At 47.0% G+C, this 19,626-nt stretch carries 11 protein-coding genes and 3 pseudogenes; 8 read left to right on the top strand and 6 right to left on the bottom strand.

From position 1 onward, the window contains the following. Positions 1–520: pseudogene (locus YWE_RS30970) on the top strand (hypothetical protein); the annotation flags it as partial. A 55-nt stretch (positions 521–575) separates the two neighbouring features. On the opposite strand, the gene YWE_RS0119025 reads toward YWE_RS30970, so the two are convergent. Then, positions 576–740 carry a hypothetical protein gene (locus tag YWE_RS0119025; protein ID WP_154661425.1) on the bottom strand — a complete coding sequence of 55 codons (165 nt, stop codon included), beginning with the start codon at positions 738–740 and terminating at the stop codon, positions 576–578. Positions 741–817: 77 nt separating this feature from the next. After that, complete coding sequence (locus tag YWE_RS29150) at positions 818–1,186, bottom strand: IS66 family transposase (RefSeq protein ID WP_161628781.1); 369 nt, start codon at positions 1,184–1,186, stop codon at positions 818–820. A gap of 248 nt (positions 1,187–1,434) precedes the next feature. On the opposite strand from YWE_RS29150, the gene YWE_RS0119015 reads away from it, so the two are divergent. The 6 genes and pseudogenes from YWE_RS0119015 (at position 1,435) to YWE_RS27880 (ending at position 16,159) form a co-directional block, all read left to right on the top strand. After that, positions 1,435–3,753: a tellurite resistance TerB family protein gene (locus tag YWE_RS0119015; protein WP_029095953.1), complete on the top strand. Its 2,319-nt coding sequence runs from the start codon at positions 1,435–1,437 to the stop codon at positions 3,751–3,753. Positions 3,754–3,756: 3 nt separating this feature from the next. After that, positions 3,757–5,073 (top strand): ATP-binding protein, encoded by a 1,317-nt coding sequence (locus YWE_RS0119010; protein WP_029095952.1) that lies wholly within the window; start codon positions 3,757–3,759, stop codon positions 5,071–5,073. Next, positions 5,070–7,268, top strand: a complete 2,199-nt coding sequence (locus tag YWE_RS0119005) for a DEAD/DEAH box helicase (protein WP_029095951.1) — start codon at positions 5,070–5,072, stop codon at positions 7,266–7,268. The genes YWE_RS0119010 and YWE_RS0119005 overlap by 4 nt, the downstream gene beginning before the upstream one ends. An 11-nt stretch (positions 7,269–7,279) precedes the next feature. Continuing rightward, positions 7,280–11,989, top strand: a complete 4,710-nt coding sequence (locus tag YWE_RS0119000) for a hypothetical protein (RefSeq protein ID WP_029095950.1) — start codon at positions 7,280–7,282, stop codon at positions 11,987–11,989. Continuing rightward, on the top strand, positions 11,986–14,217 hold the full coding sequence (locus YWE_RS30965; protein WP_029095949.1) for a hypothetical protein: 2,232 nt from the start codon (positions 11,986–11,988) through the stop codon (positions 14,215–14,217). Before YWE_RS0119000 ends, YWE_RS30965 begins: the two co-directional genes overlap by 4 nt. An 891-nt stretch (positions 14,218–15,108) precedes the next feature. After that, a pseudogene (locus YWE_RS27880) lies at positions 15,109–16,159 on the top strand (IS630 family transposase). Between the two features lie 25 nt (positions 16,160–16,184). On the opposite strand, the pseudogene YWE_RS29820 reads toward YWE_RS27880, so the two are convergent. Then, positions 16,185–16,268, bottom strand: a pseudogene (locus tag YWE_RS29820) (Hha/YmoA family nucleoid-associated regulatory protein); the annotation flags it as partial. A 125-nt stretch (positions 16,269–16,393) separates the two neighbouring features. Continuing rightward, positions 16,394–17,527, bottom strand: coding sequence for an SIMPL domain-containing protein (locus YWE_RS0118980; protein ID WP_029095948.1), 1,134 nt, complete (start codon positions 17,525–17,527; stop codon positions 16,394–16,396). 381 nt (positions 17,528–17,908) lie between these two features. Here YWE_RS0118980 and YWE_RS0118975 point away from each other — a divergent pair, with 381 nt between their 5' ends. After that, positions 17,909–18,241, top strand: a complete 333-nt coding sequence (locus YWE_RS0118975) for an autotransporter outer membrane beta-barrel domain-containing protein (protein ID WP_029095947.1) — start codon at positions 17,909–17,911, stop codon at positions 18,239–18,241. 557 nt (positions 18,242–18,798) lie between these two features. Here YWE_RS0118975 and YWE_RS0118970 read toward each other — a convergent pair. Further along, the gene (locus YWE_RS0118970) at positions 18,799–19,248 is read right to left on the bottom strand and encodes a DUF2787 family protein (protein WP_051323441.1); all 450 of its coding nucleotides are present in this window, start codon (positions 19,246–19,248) and stop codon (positions 18,799–18,801) included. A 112-nt stretch (positions 19,249–19,360) separates the two neighbouring features. After that, the coding region (locus YWE_RS27875) for a tyrosine-type recombinase/integrase (RefSeq protein ID WP_036016550.1) at positions 19,361–19,626 on the bottom strand (266 nt) is incomplete at its 5' end.

Raw genomic sequence — 19,626 nt, 5'->3', positions numbered from 1 at the left:
CACGTTTCAGGTGAGATTGGGTGACACTGTGGCGAACAATGCGTTATACACTTGGTCGACGCAGAGTGACTGGGTCTCGGTCGATAGTCAGGGGCGGGTCAGTTTTATGGCAACCCCGTCATCTACCCATAAGACGGTGGTGATTAAGGCCATCGACAAGGTGGGTGGCGGTGAGTCCATCTATACATTTACCGTCAATGAGTGGTTTATTCATCAGGGTTCTGTGGCGGGAACGGCCTCACAGGCTGACAGTGCGTGTGCCGCACAGTCCGGGGGGAATTACGCCGTACCGAGCTGGACTCGACTGAGTGCGGGGCCGGGCAGTGCGCGAGCCGGAGACGGGCCATTATGGAATGCCTGGGGCAGTTTGAGCGCTTACGGTGCGGGTTGGCATGACTACAGCTATTGGGCCCGTGAAACACAGGGAGGTAACCGTTATGATGTCTATCTGGCATCAGGCAATGTGGGTAACAATCCACCCGCCAGTCTTTGGTTTATCACCTGCTCTCAGTCGCTATAATGGATGAGTTGAACAAGCAAGGCGGTGTTGTTAGGTCGTCAGGGGGGAGGGGGTGTCAATGTGTGTTTTCGCCATCGCTGAGGCATGACTGATTTTTATCGGCACCGATAAGCCACCAGTGTATCGGAAGGCCTTTGCTCGTGCCGGTTTTAATCACGGCCCCTTCATCGACCAGCTTAAGTAGCAAGCGGCGTGCCTGATACACGTTGATGTTCCCCATGTGCGTATTACCGTTACGATGGACACCGTTTAACGGCATTTTTCAAGGCAGTTGTCGCCTGATGTANTTAAATTACGTTAAGCCGCCTCTTTTTCCGGGTTAAGGTAAACCTCTGGTATGTAGTCCCAGTTACGCACCTGTTTCGCATCCAGTATCAGCAGCGGCGTTTCATCGGCGTGCACCACGGTTCTTTTCAGCAGGTCCAGACGCAGTAGCTCTGCCAGTGGCGCCAGGGCAACTCCGGCAGCACCAACCCCTCCGGCCAGCGTACTGACGGGGATCTCAACACCATCACGGGCAAAGATGTGACTTTGGCGATAGAGCGGCTGATAGTCACGGTATTTACTGGCAACAACCTGCGTGACCAATCCAACCTCAGGTAATCCTTTGGAAATATCTGACGTTGGCGAGATAACTTTTCCCACGCGAGGAAGATGTTCAGACAATGGCTTGCGAGCCGGTATGGAACGTTGTTCAGCCTCGTCTGACGGGCTTTTTGGTAACAGACTTTCCAGTTGGTTTTCAGCGGCGGCAATATCGGCGTCGGTAACCCTGTTGAATAATGTGGTTTTTATGCTTGTACTCCAGCCCAGGCACGGTATGATCCTGCGATCTCTCTTCCAGTTTTATGCTTGCCGCCGTTGCCGATTGTCGAACAATGCCGGGAAGCCTTAACCGCAATTAAGGACACGGCATGGATTTCTGGATATTTGTTATTGCGCTGGCTGTTATCTGGCTTTTGTTTTCCAAAAAGAAAAAGTTACCTCCCCCCAGAATAAACGGCAGAAACATCAGCCAAATAAATAATACGTCCCGACAAAAACCTCTCAATAAGCCAACCAATAGCGTGGCAAGCATGAATTCTCGGACATCCGACGATGACGAACTGGCAACGTTCACTGTGGTTAATGGGTTAACGGTTGAATACCGTACCAGTCGCGAGCAGACGTGTGAAACCGCCGCCCGACGTAATACAAGGCCTGCGCGGTGGATCAAACAAGGAGAAAACATCACGATTCAAAATACCGTCATTTCTCGCGGTAACTTTTATTTTGGGGATCACTTAAAAATATATTCATCACATGAATATAATTATAACAATGGTTCAGATGCCTCTCTGGTTAACGATGCCTTATCCATTGAGTATATTTCAAGGCATTACGAAGATGAGTCTCTGGGATACTGGCCCAGTTTTTCAACGCTCTCCCCTCGCTGTCGTGGTGCTTACCTTGACTGGCTGGCAAGCGAACGCAACGATGCTGGCTGCCCTATCGGCTACATTTTTATCTATTTTTACGGACTTGAGCGCCGCATCCTGGTGGACGGAAAGCAGGAGGCTATTTCAGATAATGAATTCAAATCGTTATTTGAAGAGGTGTTGCGTCTGAGAACCCTGTTTCAGGCAAACAATTCCTTTCGTCGTTACTCGACACAGTTAATAGAAACCATGGCACTCCTTCGGCCTGCTATCATCGTGTTAGAGAATGAAAACGAATACTTTGCCTCGGGAAGCTCACTGTTATTTCAGTTCCGTCTTGCCTCAACGGTTGCGCAAGGAGAGCCCGTTTCAGCAGGTCTGGCTCTGGCATGGCTAAAATACTATCCCGAATATACCCTACGGACTCCGGCGAGGCGCTGTGCCGAGGTGTTTACAGCCCTGTTTATACAGCGCTACGTCAAAAAATTTGGCGAGGGTCTGGTGGTTAAACCGAACAAGACCCGGTTGAAACTGGATTATACTCCCGCAAGCAATACACTGCGGGGAGTACGTATTGAACTCACTGATCTTCCCGATCCCAGCGTTTTAAAAGCTCCAGTTCAGAAATTAATTCCTATTGCAGAATCCTGCATCAACGCTCTGGATGCCTACAGTCGCTATCTCGGTAAAAAAGATGCCTCAGCAAGTGATGTCGTCGCCATCATGCTTCTTCCCGACGAAATACTGACTGAAAATGCAGAAGAGATGTTCGCTGGATTTAAACGCTGGGCAGATGAGCGGATCCGTGAGAACTCGGGGCTGGCAACGGTGGCTGATTTCTGGGCCAGACTGGGTATGCCAGTACCGGATAAGATCAATAAAAAAGAAGCCGAATTGATGCAAAATTTCACCAGGCGAGCAGGCTACGGCATTGCGCCGGATATGCGCTATCACCTGGTTAAACCAGAGCCAGAAGGTAATCTTGTTTTATTTGCCGAAGGGCACGCTGAATTCTACATACCGTCTGAGGAATTTACGTCAGTCTCCGTGGCGCTTCGGCTGGGCGCAATGATGGCACAAATGGATAAGATCGTGGACATTGCTGAACAGGCAGCGCTGGAGAAAATCATTGACCATAATGATTCATTAACCCCGATGGAGAAACGCTCGCTGCACGCCTACCTGGTCTGGCGACTAAACACACCCGCCAGCATGGCTGGTCTGAAAGGCAAAATTGAGCAACTCAGCAATAAAGAAAAATCTACAATTGGCAACGTTATTATTCACGTTGCCTGCGCGGATGGCAAAATCGATCCGGCAGAAATTAAACAACTGGAAAAAATCTACGCCAGCCTTGGGCTGGACAGCAATACCGTCACCAGTGATATCCATCGCCTGTCAACGGCAGAAAAAACCTCGTCAGCCACGTTACAGGCCACATCAGAGACAAGCAGCACATTTTCTCTCGATGAAACTGTTCTTGCCCGCCATGAGTCTGACACCACCGATGTTCGTCTTCTACTGAGCACAATCTTTGTCGAAGATACAACCGAAGACGCATCGCCAGCAGATACTGCGGCTCCCCCAACAACAGGTCTTGATAAAGCACATCACCAACTCTATCAGCGCCTGCTGGAAAAAGAGCGTTGGGCGCGAAACGACGTCGCTGAGCTATGCCAGCAGCTTAATTTGATGGTAAGTGGTGCAATTGAAACGATTAATGACTGGTCTTTCGAACAGGTTGACGCGCCGGTGCTTGATGATGACGATGATATTTACGTTGACCTGGAAATTGCACAAGAACTCAAAGGATAATTTATGTCTGGCATTCGCATTCGTCTCAAAGAAAGAGACGCTATTATTCAGTCACTGAAATCAGGCGTTACGCCTAAAATTGGTATTCAGCATATTCAGGTTGGCCGTGTCAACGAGATTAAAGCGTTGTATCAGGATATTGAACGTATCGTCGATGGTGGCGCAGGGTTCCGGCTGATTATTGGGGAATACGGTTCAGGTAAAACATTTTTCCTAAGCGTTGTGCGTTCAATTGCATTAGAGAAAAAGCTGGTGACAATCAGCGCCGATTTATCCCCGGACAGGCGCATCCACGCGACCGGTGGACAAGCGCGTAATCTCTATTCTGAATTAATGAAGAATCTGTCCACCCGAAATAAGCCGGATGGAAATGCTTTATTAAGCGTGGTTGAGCGCTTTATCACCGAAGCCCGAAAAGAAGCACAAAGCACAAATTCGTCGGTTCCGGCTATTATCCACCAAAAACTCGCCGCCTTGTCAGATATGGTTGGCGGTTATGATTTCGCCAAAGTGATTGAATGTTACTGGCAAGGCCACGAGCAGGATAATGAAACACTAAAATCGAATGCCATCCGCTGGCTGAGAGGCGAATACACCACGAAAACAGATGCTCGTAACGATCTTGGCGTGCGCACCATTATTTCTGACGCCTCTTTCTACGATTCGTTAAAGCTAATGAGCCTATTTGTCCGCCAGGCCGGATATGCCGGTCTGCTGGTGAATCTGGATGAAATGGTGAACCTCTACAAGCTCAGTAATACCCAAGCCCGGATTGCTAACTATGAGCAAATACTGCGTATTCTGAATGACTGCCTTCAGGGAACGGCTGAACATATTGGTTTTCTGCTCGGCGGCACACCAGAGTTCCTGTTCGATCCGCGTAAAGGTTTATACAGCTACGAAGCGCTCCAGTCGCGGCTGGCAGAAAACAGTTTTGCCCAGCGAGCAGGCGTTATTGATTATTCATCCCCTTCTCTGCATCTGGCCAGCCTGACGCCGGAAGAACTCTATATTTTGTTGAAAAATCTTCGTCACGTTTATGCCAGCGGTGAAGCGGATAACTATCTGGTTCCTGATGAAGCCCTGACGGCATTTTTACGCCACTGTAGCAATACCATCGGCGACGCTTACTTCCGTACGCCACGGAACACAATTAAAGCGTTCCTGGATATGCTTGCCGTGCTGGAACAAAACCCGTCCATTCAGTGGTCACAGTTGGTTGCCGGTATTGCTGTTACAGAGGAAAAACCCAGCGATATGGATGAGTTATCTTCAGCAGATGATACTGATGCGGACGGCCTGGCCGACTTCAGATTATGATGAATGAATACCGGCGGTTGGATCCACGCATACAGAAGTGGATATACCGGCAGGGATGGGCAGATCTTCGGGATCTGCAGAAAAAAACCATTCCACCAATATTAGCGGGCGATCGGGACGTACTGATCAGCGCTGCCACTGCAGCAGGTAAAACCGAAGCCTTTTTCCTGCCTGCCTGCTCTGCTACTGCAAATATTCAGGGCGGCTTCGGTATTTTATACATAAGCCCACTCAAAGCCTTAATTAACGATCAGCACCGGCGGCTGGAAAGTCTGGGGGATGCACTGGAGATGCCGGTCACACCCTGGCACGGTGATGTTGCACAAAGCAAAAAGCTAAAAGCGAAGAAAAATCCTGCCGGTATTTTGCTTATTACCCCAGAGTCGTTGGAAGCGATGCTGATCCGTAATGCGGGATGGTTAAAGCAGGCTTTTGCTCCACTGGCTTATATCGCTATTGATGAATTCCATGCCTTCATCGGTTCTGAGAGGGGTATGCAGCTTCTCTCTCTGTTAAATCGGATCGATCACCTGCTGGGAAGAATCGACAATCCAGTTCCTCGGGTCGCACTCAGCGCAACGCTGGGAGAACTGGAGCGAGTACCGTTATCTCTGCGGCCAAATCAACGTATACCCTGCGACATTATTACCGACAGTCGGAGCAATGCCACACTAAAGGTTCAGGTAAAAGGATATCGGGAACCGCTGGTTATTTCAGGTCAGGAGCCGCCGCCTTCGGCAGAGACGCAGATTTGTTACGATATATTTCGATTCTGCCGTGGTGATTCCCATCTGGTGTTCGCCAACAGCCGTAAACGGACCGAAAGCATCGCCGCTACGCTTGGCGATCTCAGTGAAATGGACATCGTTCCCAACGAGTTCTTTCCTCATCATGGCTCGCTGTCCCGAGATCTGCGCGAAGCGCTCGAACAACGACTCCAGAAAGGCAACTTACCTACCACCGCCATTTGTACCATGACCCTTGAACTGGGCATCGATATCGGCAAAGTCAGTTCCGTGGTGCAGGTTACCGCACCGCATTCCGTTGCCAGCCTGCGCCAGCGTATGGGACGTTCCGGCAGACGCGACTCACCTGCCGTATTGAGAATGCTGATTGCCGAACGTGAACTGACGCCGACATCAGGCATTGTTGATCAGCTCAGGCTCCAGCTTGTTCAGTCGCTGGCCATGATCCGCTTACTCATCGGCAGCAAATGGTTTGAACCCGCCGATACTCGCCAGATACACTATTCCACCCTGTTTCATCAGATCCTGGCGATTGTTGCGCAATGGGGAGGCGTACGAGCAGATCAGATCTGGTCGCAGTTATGTCAACAAGGGCCATTCCAGAAAGTCATAATCGATGACTTCAAAACGTTGTTGAAGCATATGGGAGAACTCCAGTTTCTGACCCAGCTATCCAGCGGTGAACTGGTACTGGGCATCGAGGGCGAGCGTCAGGTTAATCAATACACCTTCTACGCCGTGTTCAGCACACCAGAAGAATTTCGAATTGTCGCAGGGAGTAAAACGCTGGGTTCTATTCCCGTTGACTCTCCCCTAATGCCTGACCAGCATATTATTTTCGGCGGACGGCGCTGGAAAGTGACCGATATAGACAGTGACAAAAAAGTGATTTATGTCGAGGCGACGAAAGGTGGGCAGCCACCGTTATTTGGCGGACAAGGGATGTCCATTCATGATGTCGTCCGCCAGGAAATGTTAATCATCTACCGGGAAGGTGACTACCGCATCGCGGTTGGCGATCGCAAAGCCGACTTTGCCGATGCCACAGCCCGAAGCCTGTTTGATGAAGGTCTGCACTGTTTTCGCAACAATAACCTGACTACTGAAGGCTTTATTCAGCAGGGGCAGCATGTCTACATCCTCCCTTGGCTGGGCGACCAAACAGTAAATACGCTGTCGGCATTACTTATCCAGCGCGGTTTCAAGGCGGGCTCATTTGCTGGTGTGGTTGAAGTTGAAAAAACCACGGTAGCGGAAGTTAAGCAGACGTTAGCCAGCGCACTTAAGGAAGGTTTGCCCTCCGAATCCCGTCTTGCCGAAAGCATCGCTGAAAAGTGCCTCGAAAAATATGATGAGTACTTACCGGAGGCATTGCTGACGCAGGAGTATGGGTTACGAGCTTTTGATGTTGCACGTGTGACTGAGTGGTTGCAGGGGCATTTATATTAGAGGATAGAAAAATGAGAAAAACCTGGACTATTGAGGAAGACTGTAAGCTGCTCACCCTGGTGCGCCAGCACTTTTCTGCACTGGTCGGGCATGACCGTCTAAATGCCACGATGCCATTTAGCCTGCAACTCCACACTGAATTTGATTCACCTTATCGTGATGCCTCAGCATTGCTGTATCGCCTCGAACAGGCAAAAATCCTGGGATTTGCCGGACGCCCCGGAGGTGATCCAGCTAAACAACCCTTCCGCTGCCTGATAAACAATGATTTGGCGCTCTATAATTACAGCATTACCTTCCCAAAACTCAGGCAAGCGCTGCATCCAGATACGGTTGCAGCGGTACAAGAGCGCTTCTCTATTAGCAACCTGCACGAGCCACTATCCGATACCATCAGTGAAATCGCGGCTGCATTGCACCTTTTCCCAATGCAGGTGGAAAAGGTTCTGACCGAAAACCGCCAAATTACCATTAGTAGTTATCGTCAATATGAGCGTGTTGGCGCAAAAACTATTGATAATAACCTACAGGACCTCATTTCCCGTCAAACTCCTGACGTAACACTGATTGAAGAAATTAACGCTTGTCGTGCCCAAGCTTCACAACTCTATCACGTACATGAGCGTGATGGTGCCGAAGTGATTTTCAGTTCCGACGGTACTGGATTTGGCAAAAGCTACGGTGTGATTCAGGGGTATGTAGAATACTTAACACGCTTTGCCCAAACCCAGAAGCAAGGTTATCTGTTTCCCGAAGGCGGCTTTACCAACCTGCTATTCATGTCGCCGCAAAAATCACAAATCGACCTGGACGGCAGCCAGAAAAACAAAATTCAGGCGGCAGGAGGAGAGTTCATTTGCGTTCTTGCTCGTAGGGATATTGCCGACCTCGATTTTATGGACTGGGCATCTGGGCTAAAAAACCGCGACCGTTATACTCAATGGTACGAAGGGGCGAAAGGCAGCGCCCTTATAAAAGTGGCTATGCGTTCGCTCAATTATCTTGTCTCACAAGTAGATCGTTGCGAAGAGCAACTGAAAAAGCTGGCGACATATAGCACCCAGGATACCAACTACGACAGAGAAATGCTCGAAGAGCAGCTAAAAAACTGCCGTCACAGCATCCGCAATACGATTGAGTCAGCCTGTAAATCACTATTTGGATCAGATAGTGAAAAAGCCTCCATTAAAGAATACATTCGTCTCGGACTCCAGGCACGCCAGAAACGAATGCAAAAAGCGATAACAGCAAGAGAACAAGGAGAGTCCGAACCGAAGATAAGCGTACACGAAGTCTACTTCGAGCTTATTAAACAGGTATTACCTTTTGAAGTTTGCCAGTACCGTCCGTCGGTACTGTTAATGACCACGAACAAGTTCGACACATCAACTTACCGCCTGGCTCCTCGTAAAAAAGGCGAAGGCGTGCGCTTTGAGTCCGTAGATTTTGACTTGCTCCTTGGCGGCAAGCTGAAACCAAAAGATCCGCAGATCAGTACCGTTGCGGCTGCCGATCATGCCGGGCAAGTCGCCTATCTTCGCGACGAACACTTCAGACGCAATCCAGACTGTCCTTTTCGCCAGAAGAATATTCGCTTTACGGTGATCATTGATGAACTTCATGAAGCCTATACCCGCCTTGAAGAAACATGCCATGTGAAACTGGTCAAACAGGAAAACAACCTGGCGCATGTCATCTCAGTGACAGGGCGCATTCACAATGCGGTATGTAGCCTGGAGAAACGAAACAAGACCAAAGACGCGCAAACGACCTTTGAGCAAGAGATGGTCAAATTCATCGCCACCCTGCGCGAGCTACTGGTAGAAAAGTGTGAACTCTCATTCGGTACGACGCTGGGATCAATACTGGAAATGTTTCGGGATCAGTTAGGGGCATTTGAAGTTAACGGCGACGCCGCCGAACGCATCATCTCAATCACACATAACGTCTTCAGCTTCAACGCTAAAATGTACGTCAATGAAGAGGGACTTAAACGCATTCGTATGCGTAACAGCGAAGGCGACATAACACGTACCGAGCTGTATTACGAAGTCGAAAATGATGCCAGCGACACCAATCCTACCCTGCACGATCTGTTCCAGTTGGTATCCGTCATACTCGCCGCATGCGCTCAAATCACCAACCGCGACTTTAAGCGTTGGGTGAAAAACGGCGGCCAGGATAATTCCAGCAGTCAGAACACGCCTTTGGGCCAGTTTGTTGATGCAGCCAATAACGTAGCCGGCGTTGTGCGTCATATCTTTGATCGTACCACCGATAAAAATTTGTTGATTGATCATTTCTACACCTATCTGCAACCTAAAACCGTATTCACGATGACGCCAATAGCTGAACTCAATTACGTGAACAGGGGAGCTGAACGCACAATCATTCTGGCGTTCGAGATGGATCTGGTACAAGAGTTGCCCGAAGCCATGCTGCTACGTTTATTAACCGGCACACACAATAAAGTTATCGGGCTTAGTGCCACTAGCGGTTTTAGCCACACCAAAAACGGTAACTTTAGTCGTCACTTCCTGGCGCGCTATAGCCACGACCTTGGCTACCGGGTCGTTGAACGCAAAACGGCAGATGTCGATACGCTCAAGGCATTACGCGGGTTGAGAGCTCGTATCCGCAGCGTCGACTTCAAGATGTTTGATGACGAACAGGCTGAATTAACCGACATTTACCAAAACTGCGAGATCTTTCGTGAGGTATATGACACCGTTTTCGACGCGTTAAAAGTACCACTGGAATACGCCCTAAAAAATTCTTATAAAAAGCGTCAGTACCGTCGGGAGCTGGAGGCGTTATTGCTTGCCGCATACGAGGGTAAAAACAGCCTGATTCTGTCACTTTCAGGGGCGTTTAAGCGAGCCTTTATTAGTGCCTGGCGCGCACACCAGACAGCATGGCGCCAGCAATACGGTATGCACTCCCGGTGCGATAAAAAAACGGATAACAATAAGAAGCATGACCAGATCCTAACCTTTACCCCATTCAAAGGGCATCACACTGTCCATCTGGTCTTTTTCGATTCACCGTTGGCCAATGTCGAAGATATCAGGAACGAGACCTATATCGATAACAGCAACACCGTACTGGTATTTATGAGTACCTACAACAGCGCGGGTACTGGCCTCAACTACTTCGTTAAATACCATGACGGCGATATTAATGATACGAATGCGCCGCGTCTGGATGTCGATTTTGAGCGCTTAGTGCTAATCAATTCATCGTTTTATAGCGAGGTGAAAGGGAATAGCGCAAACCTCAATACATTGCCCAACTACGTTACCGTGCTTAAACACTACGCCGATGATGATATTACCGTCCACAAGCTGGCAGATTTCAGCGTTAATTTTGCCCAAGGAGAAAATTATCGTCTGCTGATGGCCGAACATGATATGAGTCTGTTCAAAGTCGTCGTACAAGCCGTAGGTCGGGTCGAGCGTCGCGACACGCTATTGAAAACAGAAATCTTTTTACCTCGCGGCGTGTTCCGTAATGTCGCATTCCAGTTCGCAGCTCTCAGTGAAGACAGCGGCAACGAAGTGGTATCGGAAAGCATGTCCTTGCTTAACCACCGCCTCATGGATGAGTGCGAAAAACTGAGTCAGAGCCAGTCATTTAGTGATGCAGAACAGCGGCATGCGTTTGAACAGACTGTGGTAGCAAATGGTCGCCGCATCGATGCAGTTCACAAACGAGTCCTGAAAACCGACTGGATAAATCAGGTACGCGCTGGCAACGTTGAATATCTCGAATTGTGTAATTTGTTCCGCGCACCTGAATCCTTTACTAATCCAGAACGCTGGCTGGCAAAACTTGAGGCCCACCCTATCTATGCTGCCAATCGGCAAATGCAGTCTATCCACAACTCACTGTTTATTGATCGCCAGCAAGACAATCAAGCCATCTTACTTTGTCACAAGCGCGGGCCGGATGGACTTGCCCACAGCGATTACTCCGCCCTGTCGGACTTCGCTGGCGGCGCCAGAGTATATCAGCCAGAACTCACCCTCTTCCCGCAGTACAGAAACGATGTGGACTCCAGCAATCTGGTCGGTACGTTGATTCGTGAATGTAACAATATTCAGGAAACGGTATTCAAAAAATGGGTGCCCAACCCCAGGCTGGTTCCGTTGCTCAAAGGTAATGTCGGAGAATATCTATTTGATAAAGTGCTGAAAAGTTATGGTGTTGTCCCCCTCACCGACCCGCAAGTGTTTGAATGTCTTGAACCACTGGTATATGAATTCTTTGATCGCTTTATTGAAGTGGGCGACGACTTGCTCTGCATCGACGTTAAGCGCTGGGCGACGCATCTGGACGATTTGGCGCGGGCAGAAGAAACGCTTGAGAAAAGCGGCAACAAGATTTGCCAGATCCGAAGTCTTGTAAGCCAGAAGGCTGATTCAACTGGGCGGGAACAGCTCCAGGCGGCGTTAGCAGGTCGTTACGAACGTATTCGGTTTGTCTATCTGAACGTCGCCTACAGCCAGAATCCCAATAACCTGATGTGGCAAGATAATGTAGATCACACGATCCACTACCTTAATCTATTCCAAACTGACTACCAGTATTATCGGCCAAAAAATCGAGAGAGTAAGCGCCCTCTGGAAAAATCCAAACTGGGCATCACGCTGGACATTAATCCGATGTTACACACCCTTCTGGGTATAGAAAAGTTGCCGACTAAAGGAAAAGTCTCATGATCCCTAATCTGAATAAACTGACAGATACCCCGATTGCCCGCACCAATTTGATCAAGCTTGAAGAAGATCAGTTGACGACAGTTCAACTCCTATTGGCCCCGATATCTAATGTATATACAATAGACTTTATGGTTCAGCGCTTCACTAAAGATCGAAAAGAAAAATCTGCTGATTACTATGCGCGTATCCATCAGGAAGTTAAATCCTGTGTGCGGCATAAACTTGGTCTGGGTGCCAACCAGGACGTAAAATATGAGTTACATCTCTTACCCAATTACAATCATGTCTTTTTTTTCTTAGCGCCTGCAACAACACCGAATAGCCCGACACATCACTCGCTGGCAGAACGTATTGAAAAGATTTGCCAACAACTCACCGCCGAAAATTACAACCTGTCTCGCCTGATTCAGGGATTATTCAGCTTGCATTTGAAAATGGTAATGCTGGAACAAGCCAGCGAGCGCTTTTCGGTATCACCGACCTACTTCAACTCAACGCTCTATCTCAACGCTCGCCTGAGTCAGCCCATCACGCAGAAAAGCGGCGCTGGAGTGATGGAGGCATTCGAACTCGACATTTATGCTTCAGAATATAACGAACTCGCCTTTACCCTGCACAAACGAAAATTTCTGGTCGAACCGGCGGATGAGTTGCACCTCTCTCTGGACGATACCAGCTTGTGGTTTAACATCGATAATCGTCGGCTCAAAGCCCGGCGTAAACTCGATGCCCGGGATAGCAAACTGGACTTTTTTCGTGAGCGCAGCGGCTATGGCGAATGTCAGGCCTACACCTATAACGTGCTCATGAATGCTGCCTGCGAGCGGCTCAGTGAACTAGAGATCCCACATCAGCCTATCCCATTTCAGGCCACCCACGAGGTCAATCAGTTCGCTACCAACCTCGATCAACATCTGGTCAACACGCTGTTGGTGGTTAATAACGGCGTCGAATTCAGCACCACGCAAGAAGCCTATTTCTTTGACGCATTAGCCATCCAGTTCCCCGGGTATCAACTCTGGCCGCTGGCGTCACTTAAACATTCTCAGCAAACTGGCTTTTCTGAGTTGCCTGCCAATACGTCCATTCTGGTGCTCAACAAAGTAGATGGGGAACGGAGCAACAGCATCCACCAGCAAGATGATGAATCCGTTGAGTACAGTGATTTCTATGCAGCCTTTGCCTATGCCCGAAAACAGCCTGAACTCAACTGGGATACTTACACCCAGCTTAAACTGGACCGTTTGCAGGGGTGGCTAAATCAGCAGCCGCTGCCTGTGGTCTTGCAGGGTATCAACATTGATCGCAAATTACTGGATGCGATCGACCTTACTAATGAGCTATCAGTAAACAATCCCGAGCAATACAATACCGATCTTGCAAAGCCTCGTAGCCGTCTCAAGTCGGCAGCTAACTTGCTAAACAGCAAGATCCGCCGAACAAAAACCGAGTTGTGGTTCAAAGAGAACCTACTCAACCAGCATCACATCCCACTACCAGACCTAACAGACGGCCACTATACCGCCTATGCGGTACGTAGTACGAAAATCAATCCCCCTTTACTTGGGCATGTTGAACTGAAAGTAGAAAATGGTCAGCTTAAGGTGGTAGATACAGGTATCACTGAAGGTAAACTGGACTGGCTATTGATTGAACATCCCCCGCTGGAAAGACTTAAGAAAATATTCGACAAAAGCTTTTATCTTTACGACCATGTCGCAGATGTCCTGCTTACCACCTATAACAGCGTACGCGTGCCGCGTCTGATTGGCCCGACTATATTTGATGCAGTCGATTGGTACGCTTACCAGGAGCGTGAAAAGGCGCTAGCGGAATGTAAAGGTGATAATTTTGACGAGTACACCATCACTCGCTCGGCAAAACCGGAGCAAAACATACTGCCTTATCTGATATCACCAGGCCGTTCAAAGCACGACCCACTGACCAAATCGCAAAAGATGAAGCATCACCATACGTACTTGCAGCCGCATGAGAATGGGGTGTTTGTCCTGATTAGCGACGCTCAACCTACAAATCCTTCAATTGCACGACCTAACCTGGTGGAAAACCTTTTGATATGGGACGCTCAAGGTAATGCCGTAGATGTATTTAACCACCCATTAACTGGCGTTTATCTCAACAGCTTCACCTTGGATATGCTCAAGAGCGGCGACAGCAGTAAGAGTTCGATTTTTGCCAAACTTGCCCGACTGATGGTGGAAAACTAGCCGAATGTGTGGCGGTAATTCGTTATCGCCACTGACCTGCCTCAGCATCCTTGTGGATGTCTAAGCCGGAAGGTATGATTTTACCGCTGGAGATGGAGTTAAGTTTTTAGAACCCATATATGTGAACCTGACTCCACTCATAATGAAGACTCATTCGCAAAATGACGATTTTTTGTGATAACTATCACAAAAACAAAGCGATTTCTTATGGGGGCTTTATTGGGGGCTCTGTTTCAACAGTTTCTCAGTGAAATTAAATTAAAACAGTGAGTTAGTTGTAGGTATGATTCCGAGTCCGGATTCGTAGTTGGGTAACAATAATTATGATGGCTGTAATATTTGTTTTATGGCTTGTCAGTTTTTGGTTAAAACTTCCCAAGGGAGTAATAACAGTATTTATCTTTTTGTATACTATCGCGTCTATTCTTGCTAACAACATTCTTGTTAGTCGCATGTGGCGGTGTCCACGCTGTAATTCTCCTTTGCCGGTTAAAATCCGAAGAGGCGGCACTGCCCCTAAATTGATTCAGTTTTGCCCTTGTTGTAATTCCAGAATAGCAACTAAATAGAAATCATTTAAATCCGATTTCACTCACCCTCTTGTCACCAAACTTTATCGGCAAATGTCGCATGAGTTGGTTCATCACCATCAGGAAAAAACAAAACCTGCTCATGCTGTTCTGATAACCCATTATTAAATCGAACTAATTGATTTATTTTTAACTTATTGTTTTCTATGTGCGGCATGTTAGATGTTAATGGTTTTGCCGTTACTGATGGGGATAAGCTAAATAGCTTCGCAAAATAGTAGAGCACTTAGAGGGAACTCAGCCCGGATTGTGCGATCTGATCAATCGCCAAAAAGAAACAAACCACCAACCGGACTGAGCGATGCCAATCATAGCAGCTATCCCTGATGAAGAACGACTGTTGATGCGTAAAGAAGCACAGCAGACCCTCGATAAAAACTATGCCAGACGTCTCATTGCCATACTGATGCTGCATCAGGGAATGACTGTCACCGACGTCGCCAGAATACTTTGCGCCGCCCGTTCATCCGTTGGACGGTGGATAAANTGGTTTACTTTACATGGTGTTGAGGGGCTAAAAAGCCTTAAAGCCGGACGCGCCCAACGCTGGCCGGTTGCGGATATTCTTAAGCTCCTGCCGCTGCTGGTTCAACGTTCCCCGCAAGATTTTGGCTGGCTTCGCTCATGCTGGAGCACGGAGTTGCTGGCTCGCATCGTCAACCAACTTTTTAACGTGGTTCTCCATCCCTCTACCTTGCACCGATATCTCAAAATGGCAGGTATTGTCTGGCGCAGGNCTGCACCAACGCTAAAAATCAAAGACCCGCACTATGAGGAAAAGCGGCTTGCCATCAGTCTGGCGCTGGCTCGGAAGCAAACGGAACATCCCGTATTTTATCAGGATGAAGTCGATATTGACCTGAACCCCAAAATCGGTGCGGACTGGATGCGTAAAGGGCAACAGAAACGTATCGCCACACCGGGGCAGAACCAGAAGCATTATCTGGCTGGANCACTACATTCTGGCACCGGAAAAATCCACTACGTCAGCGGCAGCAGTAAAAATTCTGATTTATTTATCAGACTGTTAGTGGCATTACGGTGTANATACCGGCGAGCGAAAACCATTACGCTGGTTCTTGATAACTACGTCATTCATAAAAGCCGCAAAGTAGGGCGCTGGCTGGAAAAAAACGGGAAGTTCCGGTTGTTATTCCTGCCGACATATTCACCGTGGCTGAACCCAATAGAACTGCTGTGGTTATCGTTACACGAAACCATAACGCGAAACCATAACGCGAAACCATCAGTGCCGCTATATGTGGCAGTTACTGAAACAGGTCAATCAGTTTATGAGGGCTGCTTCACCGTTCCCAGACAATCAACACGGACTTGCTAAAGTGGAGCGTTAATATGCGAAGTTATTTAGTCCACAAGTTATTTAACGTGTTGCCATACTGAAGCTGGGATTATATCGTAGCGTTTATTCATAGTTAGTTCAGCAAGCCAATGATCTGCCGCTGAATTGAATAATTAAGCCTAGTAACGTTTATTTATTATTTTATTCAGATGGCCGAAATCCGGTCATCCTTTTTATATTACTCTTTACTTATCAGTCCGAGCAGATTGACGGAGCCCTTATATTATCAATGTTGAACTGAATTAGAAACAATTACTGGCTTAATGACATCAAACGTACCTGAGATACTCAGTGTTATTTCATATTCAGAGGGCGGTTGAATGTTTATATTGCTTGCTTCAACGTTTTGCATTTGTCCGGAATTAATTACGGCTGAAAGCGATTCCATTCTAGGTATGTATGGGTTGACTGGATTTACTGTACCGGATGTCAAGGTGCTTGGATAACCAAGTTGATAGTCGGCATTTGGAGAGTTACCCAACAAACGTTCAGTTTTAGCCGTTAGCTTATTTAGAAGATCCTTTTCTCTATCCTCTATGATTTTATCTCTGGCGTTATCTGAAACGCTGTACGTCATATCATTATTAACAGTCATTTTTAACTCTTGGGCTTTCGCAATAATCTTGCCTAAATTATCAAAGTTAGTCACTTTAATTTTAATCGTGTTATTCACGTAATATTTCTTTATTTCTTCAGTTTTAGGGCCCGTTTTACTGTTTTCATAGTCCTGAATAGTTAATGGGTCAACGCCAAGACTACTCAAGATTTTTTCTATTTTCTGGTATTTGTCTTTGGCTAATTTTGCTGTGGTTTCTGAGTTACTGCCAATTTCGATAATCTTAAAACTATATTGCTTATCGTATTGGTTCTTTTCTATATTCAATATGTTATTAGTCTCTAATGATTTTATTACGTTAAATACTTTATCTTGCGTAATATCGGCACTCACGGTTATTGAAGACTGATGGTATTCAGTTGAGCCATTGGATATTTCTTGCTGAGACGTCAGTTCATAATTTTGGTAGGCCACCGTGGTTAAATCTTGGTCGGTAATGCCAAGTGCATACATAGCGGTATTCAATTTTTTCATATTGTTGCTATTACGGTTAGATGCGTCATTAGGTGTACTGCCTTCAGATATGTAGGTGATTGAAAATTCTACCGTATCGGGCGATAACTTAATCACATCACTAATAGTGGTATTAATACTACCAACCACCACATAGTCTGAACCATATTTCATCTGGCTCAATATTAATGGGGAGTCAGCAGATGTTGCAGTGAGCGCTGAACATTGGGTATAAAAAGCGGGGAGAACGGATAAACTTAACAGGGCTATCAGTAATGTTCTCTTTTTCATCTCAATTTCCTATTTGATGATTAGTTTAACTATTTCGATAAACGTATCCTATAGGTGTGTTGAATAGAGTTGTTTGATGTTTGTGAATAGTTGTAACAGAATAATAAATGCATCAACTTATTACAAAATTGAAGGCGGGAATAAAGTGATATATCGGGGTGTGCTATCTGTTGACAATAAATAACGGTGGACGGGCCTGTATCAAATTCTGTGGTGCGACACGAGGCTGTTCCTGTGATTGTTTCAGCCAATAGGTAGTAATAAGTGCGAAGAAACCTGCTGTCTCACCAGCAGTTCCTTACCCGACCGTGCGTTAAAAGCAATTTCAGGGTGCGAAGCGTCGGGGACAACGTAGCCACGGATAATCCGTAGGAGCGGATCGTGAGATTCAATCCAAAACTGCCAGCCGCGGGTGGTGAAGGCCGGCAGGAGAGTCTTGCTGGGGTACTGGAACCCGATTATCGCTATTCACTGGCTCAGGCGATATTCATTAACCCATATGCGCGGGCGGGTTATTTCCATGCCGACGGTAAATCTATTTCGCTGAGTAATAGCATGACTGTCCACCTTGATAATCATCGCTCAGCAAAAGGTGAAATCGGTGTGATCTTAAGTCAGTCCCCTTATCTGGGTCGGGGCAAATTAGAAAGATATTACTCGCTAACGTTGGGGGTATTTATTTTATCCTTCTGGGTATTATCTGGCTCGGCGTAATAATTTGTTAGTGTCGATGTAGTAAAAAACTTCCCCCAAACCGGCAAAAGGATCAAATGGGGGAACAATGCTCTATACCACTTCAACCGAACGTTTATTATTTTTCTGCTGGGGAATGATTATTGCTATCGATTATTTTTTAACCAAGTGTTAATGGCGTGTTTATTTATTGTTAATTGAATCCCTATGGTTAATGTCACATTTTACGTTTGAAATAGAAGCGACGACTTGCCATGGTTGAGACCTATCAGCCATGACAATATCCGTTCTTTGCGTTGAGCATGCTGTTTAAGTGCCGCAGTTGCACCAAGTTCAGGTACTAACGTGCTTGAGGGGGCATGTCTAGGATCGGTACTCTATCGTCATGTGACAGGCATTAAAGGCGAACACTCTTCGCTGAAATAGTTCATCAATAATAATTTTCATCGATAAAACAATAAATAGAAGACCATTAGGCATGGCTGATATGATTTTGGATGTGGAAGATATCGAGGGAATTCTTGAAGAAGGAAANGGTTAAACGAGAAAAGTGCACGAGTACCTTGATGAATAGGTGCTTATGCCTCCTCAATGCTGGTCTTACACTGATAGATGTCATGGGAATGGTAATGGCAGAAGTTACGTTGCCAGAGGCTATACAGGGGGCCGTAGGCAGCAATAGGCTCAGGTGCCATACCAAGTTGACACCCCAACTCCCGACTGAAGTCAAAATCAATGGCATACGTTGATTCTTGGCCAAACGGTGTAGGTATATAGGTAAACTCGGTGACGTAACAGATATGCCAGCGATTATCCTGTTTCCTTTCTAGTCTAATCTCCACAGGGCGGTAACCGCCCGTTTCTGCGGTGTAGTCCGCATTGCTGTAATTGAGTGTGATGCTGAAGATTTTTGGGTGACGTTCGATAACATTAGCCAGCACTGTAATGAAGGGTTTAAAAATCGGTAAATCACAGGTGATGGTTAAGTGCGGTGTTTTTCGTTTTAGTCGGTTAGATTTTATTTTCATAAATACGTCTCATTCGCATAATTTATTATGAACAAAAAGAGGGGAGGCTAAAAAGCCTCCCCTCTATTCTCTTTATTTTACTGACTGCCTTAGAACGCAAAATACCTTTTCTTCAACAGACTACGCCTTCTTTTTCGAGTTTATCGATATAGTCGGCATACCACTGTAACATCTCACGCCGGCCATCCAGATACTGAGCATGGTTATAGGTTCCTCGTATGGAGTTTTTATCTACATGAGCAAGCTGGGTTTCAATCCATGCGGTGTTATAACCTTGCTCATGCAATATGGTACTCATCGTGTGGCGAAAACCATGCCCAGTGGCTTTACCGCCATACCCTATACGTTTAATCAACCTATTTAGTGTCGTTTCATTTA

It is taken from the genome of Budvicia aquatica DSM 5075 = ATCC 35567, assembly GCF_000427805.1.
Taxonomy (GTDB): Bacteria; Pseudomonadota; Gammaproteobacteria; order Enterobacterales; family Enterobacteriaceae; genus Budvicia; species Budvicia aquatica.
The sequence above is the reverse complement of the archived record's forward strand: the minus strand, read 5'-3'. Positions and strand labels throughout refer to the sequence as shown.

What these genes read in the sequence shown, in the direction of transcription:
- YWE_RS0119025 (WP_154661425.1), bottom strand. Translation starts at nt 740, where the DNA reads ATGGGGAACATCAACGTGTATCAGGCACGCCGCTTGCTACTTAAGCTG.
- YWE_RS0119015 (WP_029095953.1), top strand. Translation starts at nt 1,435, where the DNA reads ATGGATTTCTGGATATTTGTTATTGCGCTGGCTGTTATCTGGCTTTTG.
- YWE_RS0119010 (WP_029095952.1), top strand. Translation starts at nt 3,757, where the DNA reads ATGTCTGGCATTCGCATTCGTCTCAAAGAAAGAGACGCTATTATTCAG.
- YWE_RS0119005 (WP_029095951.1), top strand. Translation starts at nt 5,070, where the DNA reads ATGATGAATGAATACCGGCGGTTGGATCCACGCATACAGAAGTGGATA.
- YWE_RS0119000 (WP_029095950.1), top strand. Translation starts at nt 7,280, where the DNA reads ATGAGAAAAACCTGGACTATTGAGGAAGACTGTAAGCTGCTCACCCTG.
- YWE_RS30965 (WP_029095949.1), top strand. Translation starts at nt 11,986, where the DNA reads ATGATCCCTAATCTGAATAAACTGACAGATACCCCGATTGCCCGCACC.
- YWE_RS0118980 (WP_029095948.1), bottom strand. Translation starts at nt 17,527, where the DNA reads ATGAAAAAGAGAACATTACTGATAGCCCTGTTAAGTTTATCCGTTCTC.
- YWE_RS0118970 (WP_051323441.1), bottom strand. Translation starts at nt 19,248, where the DNA reads ATGAAAATAAAATCTAACCGACTAAAACGAAAAACACCGCACTTAACC.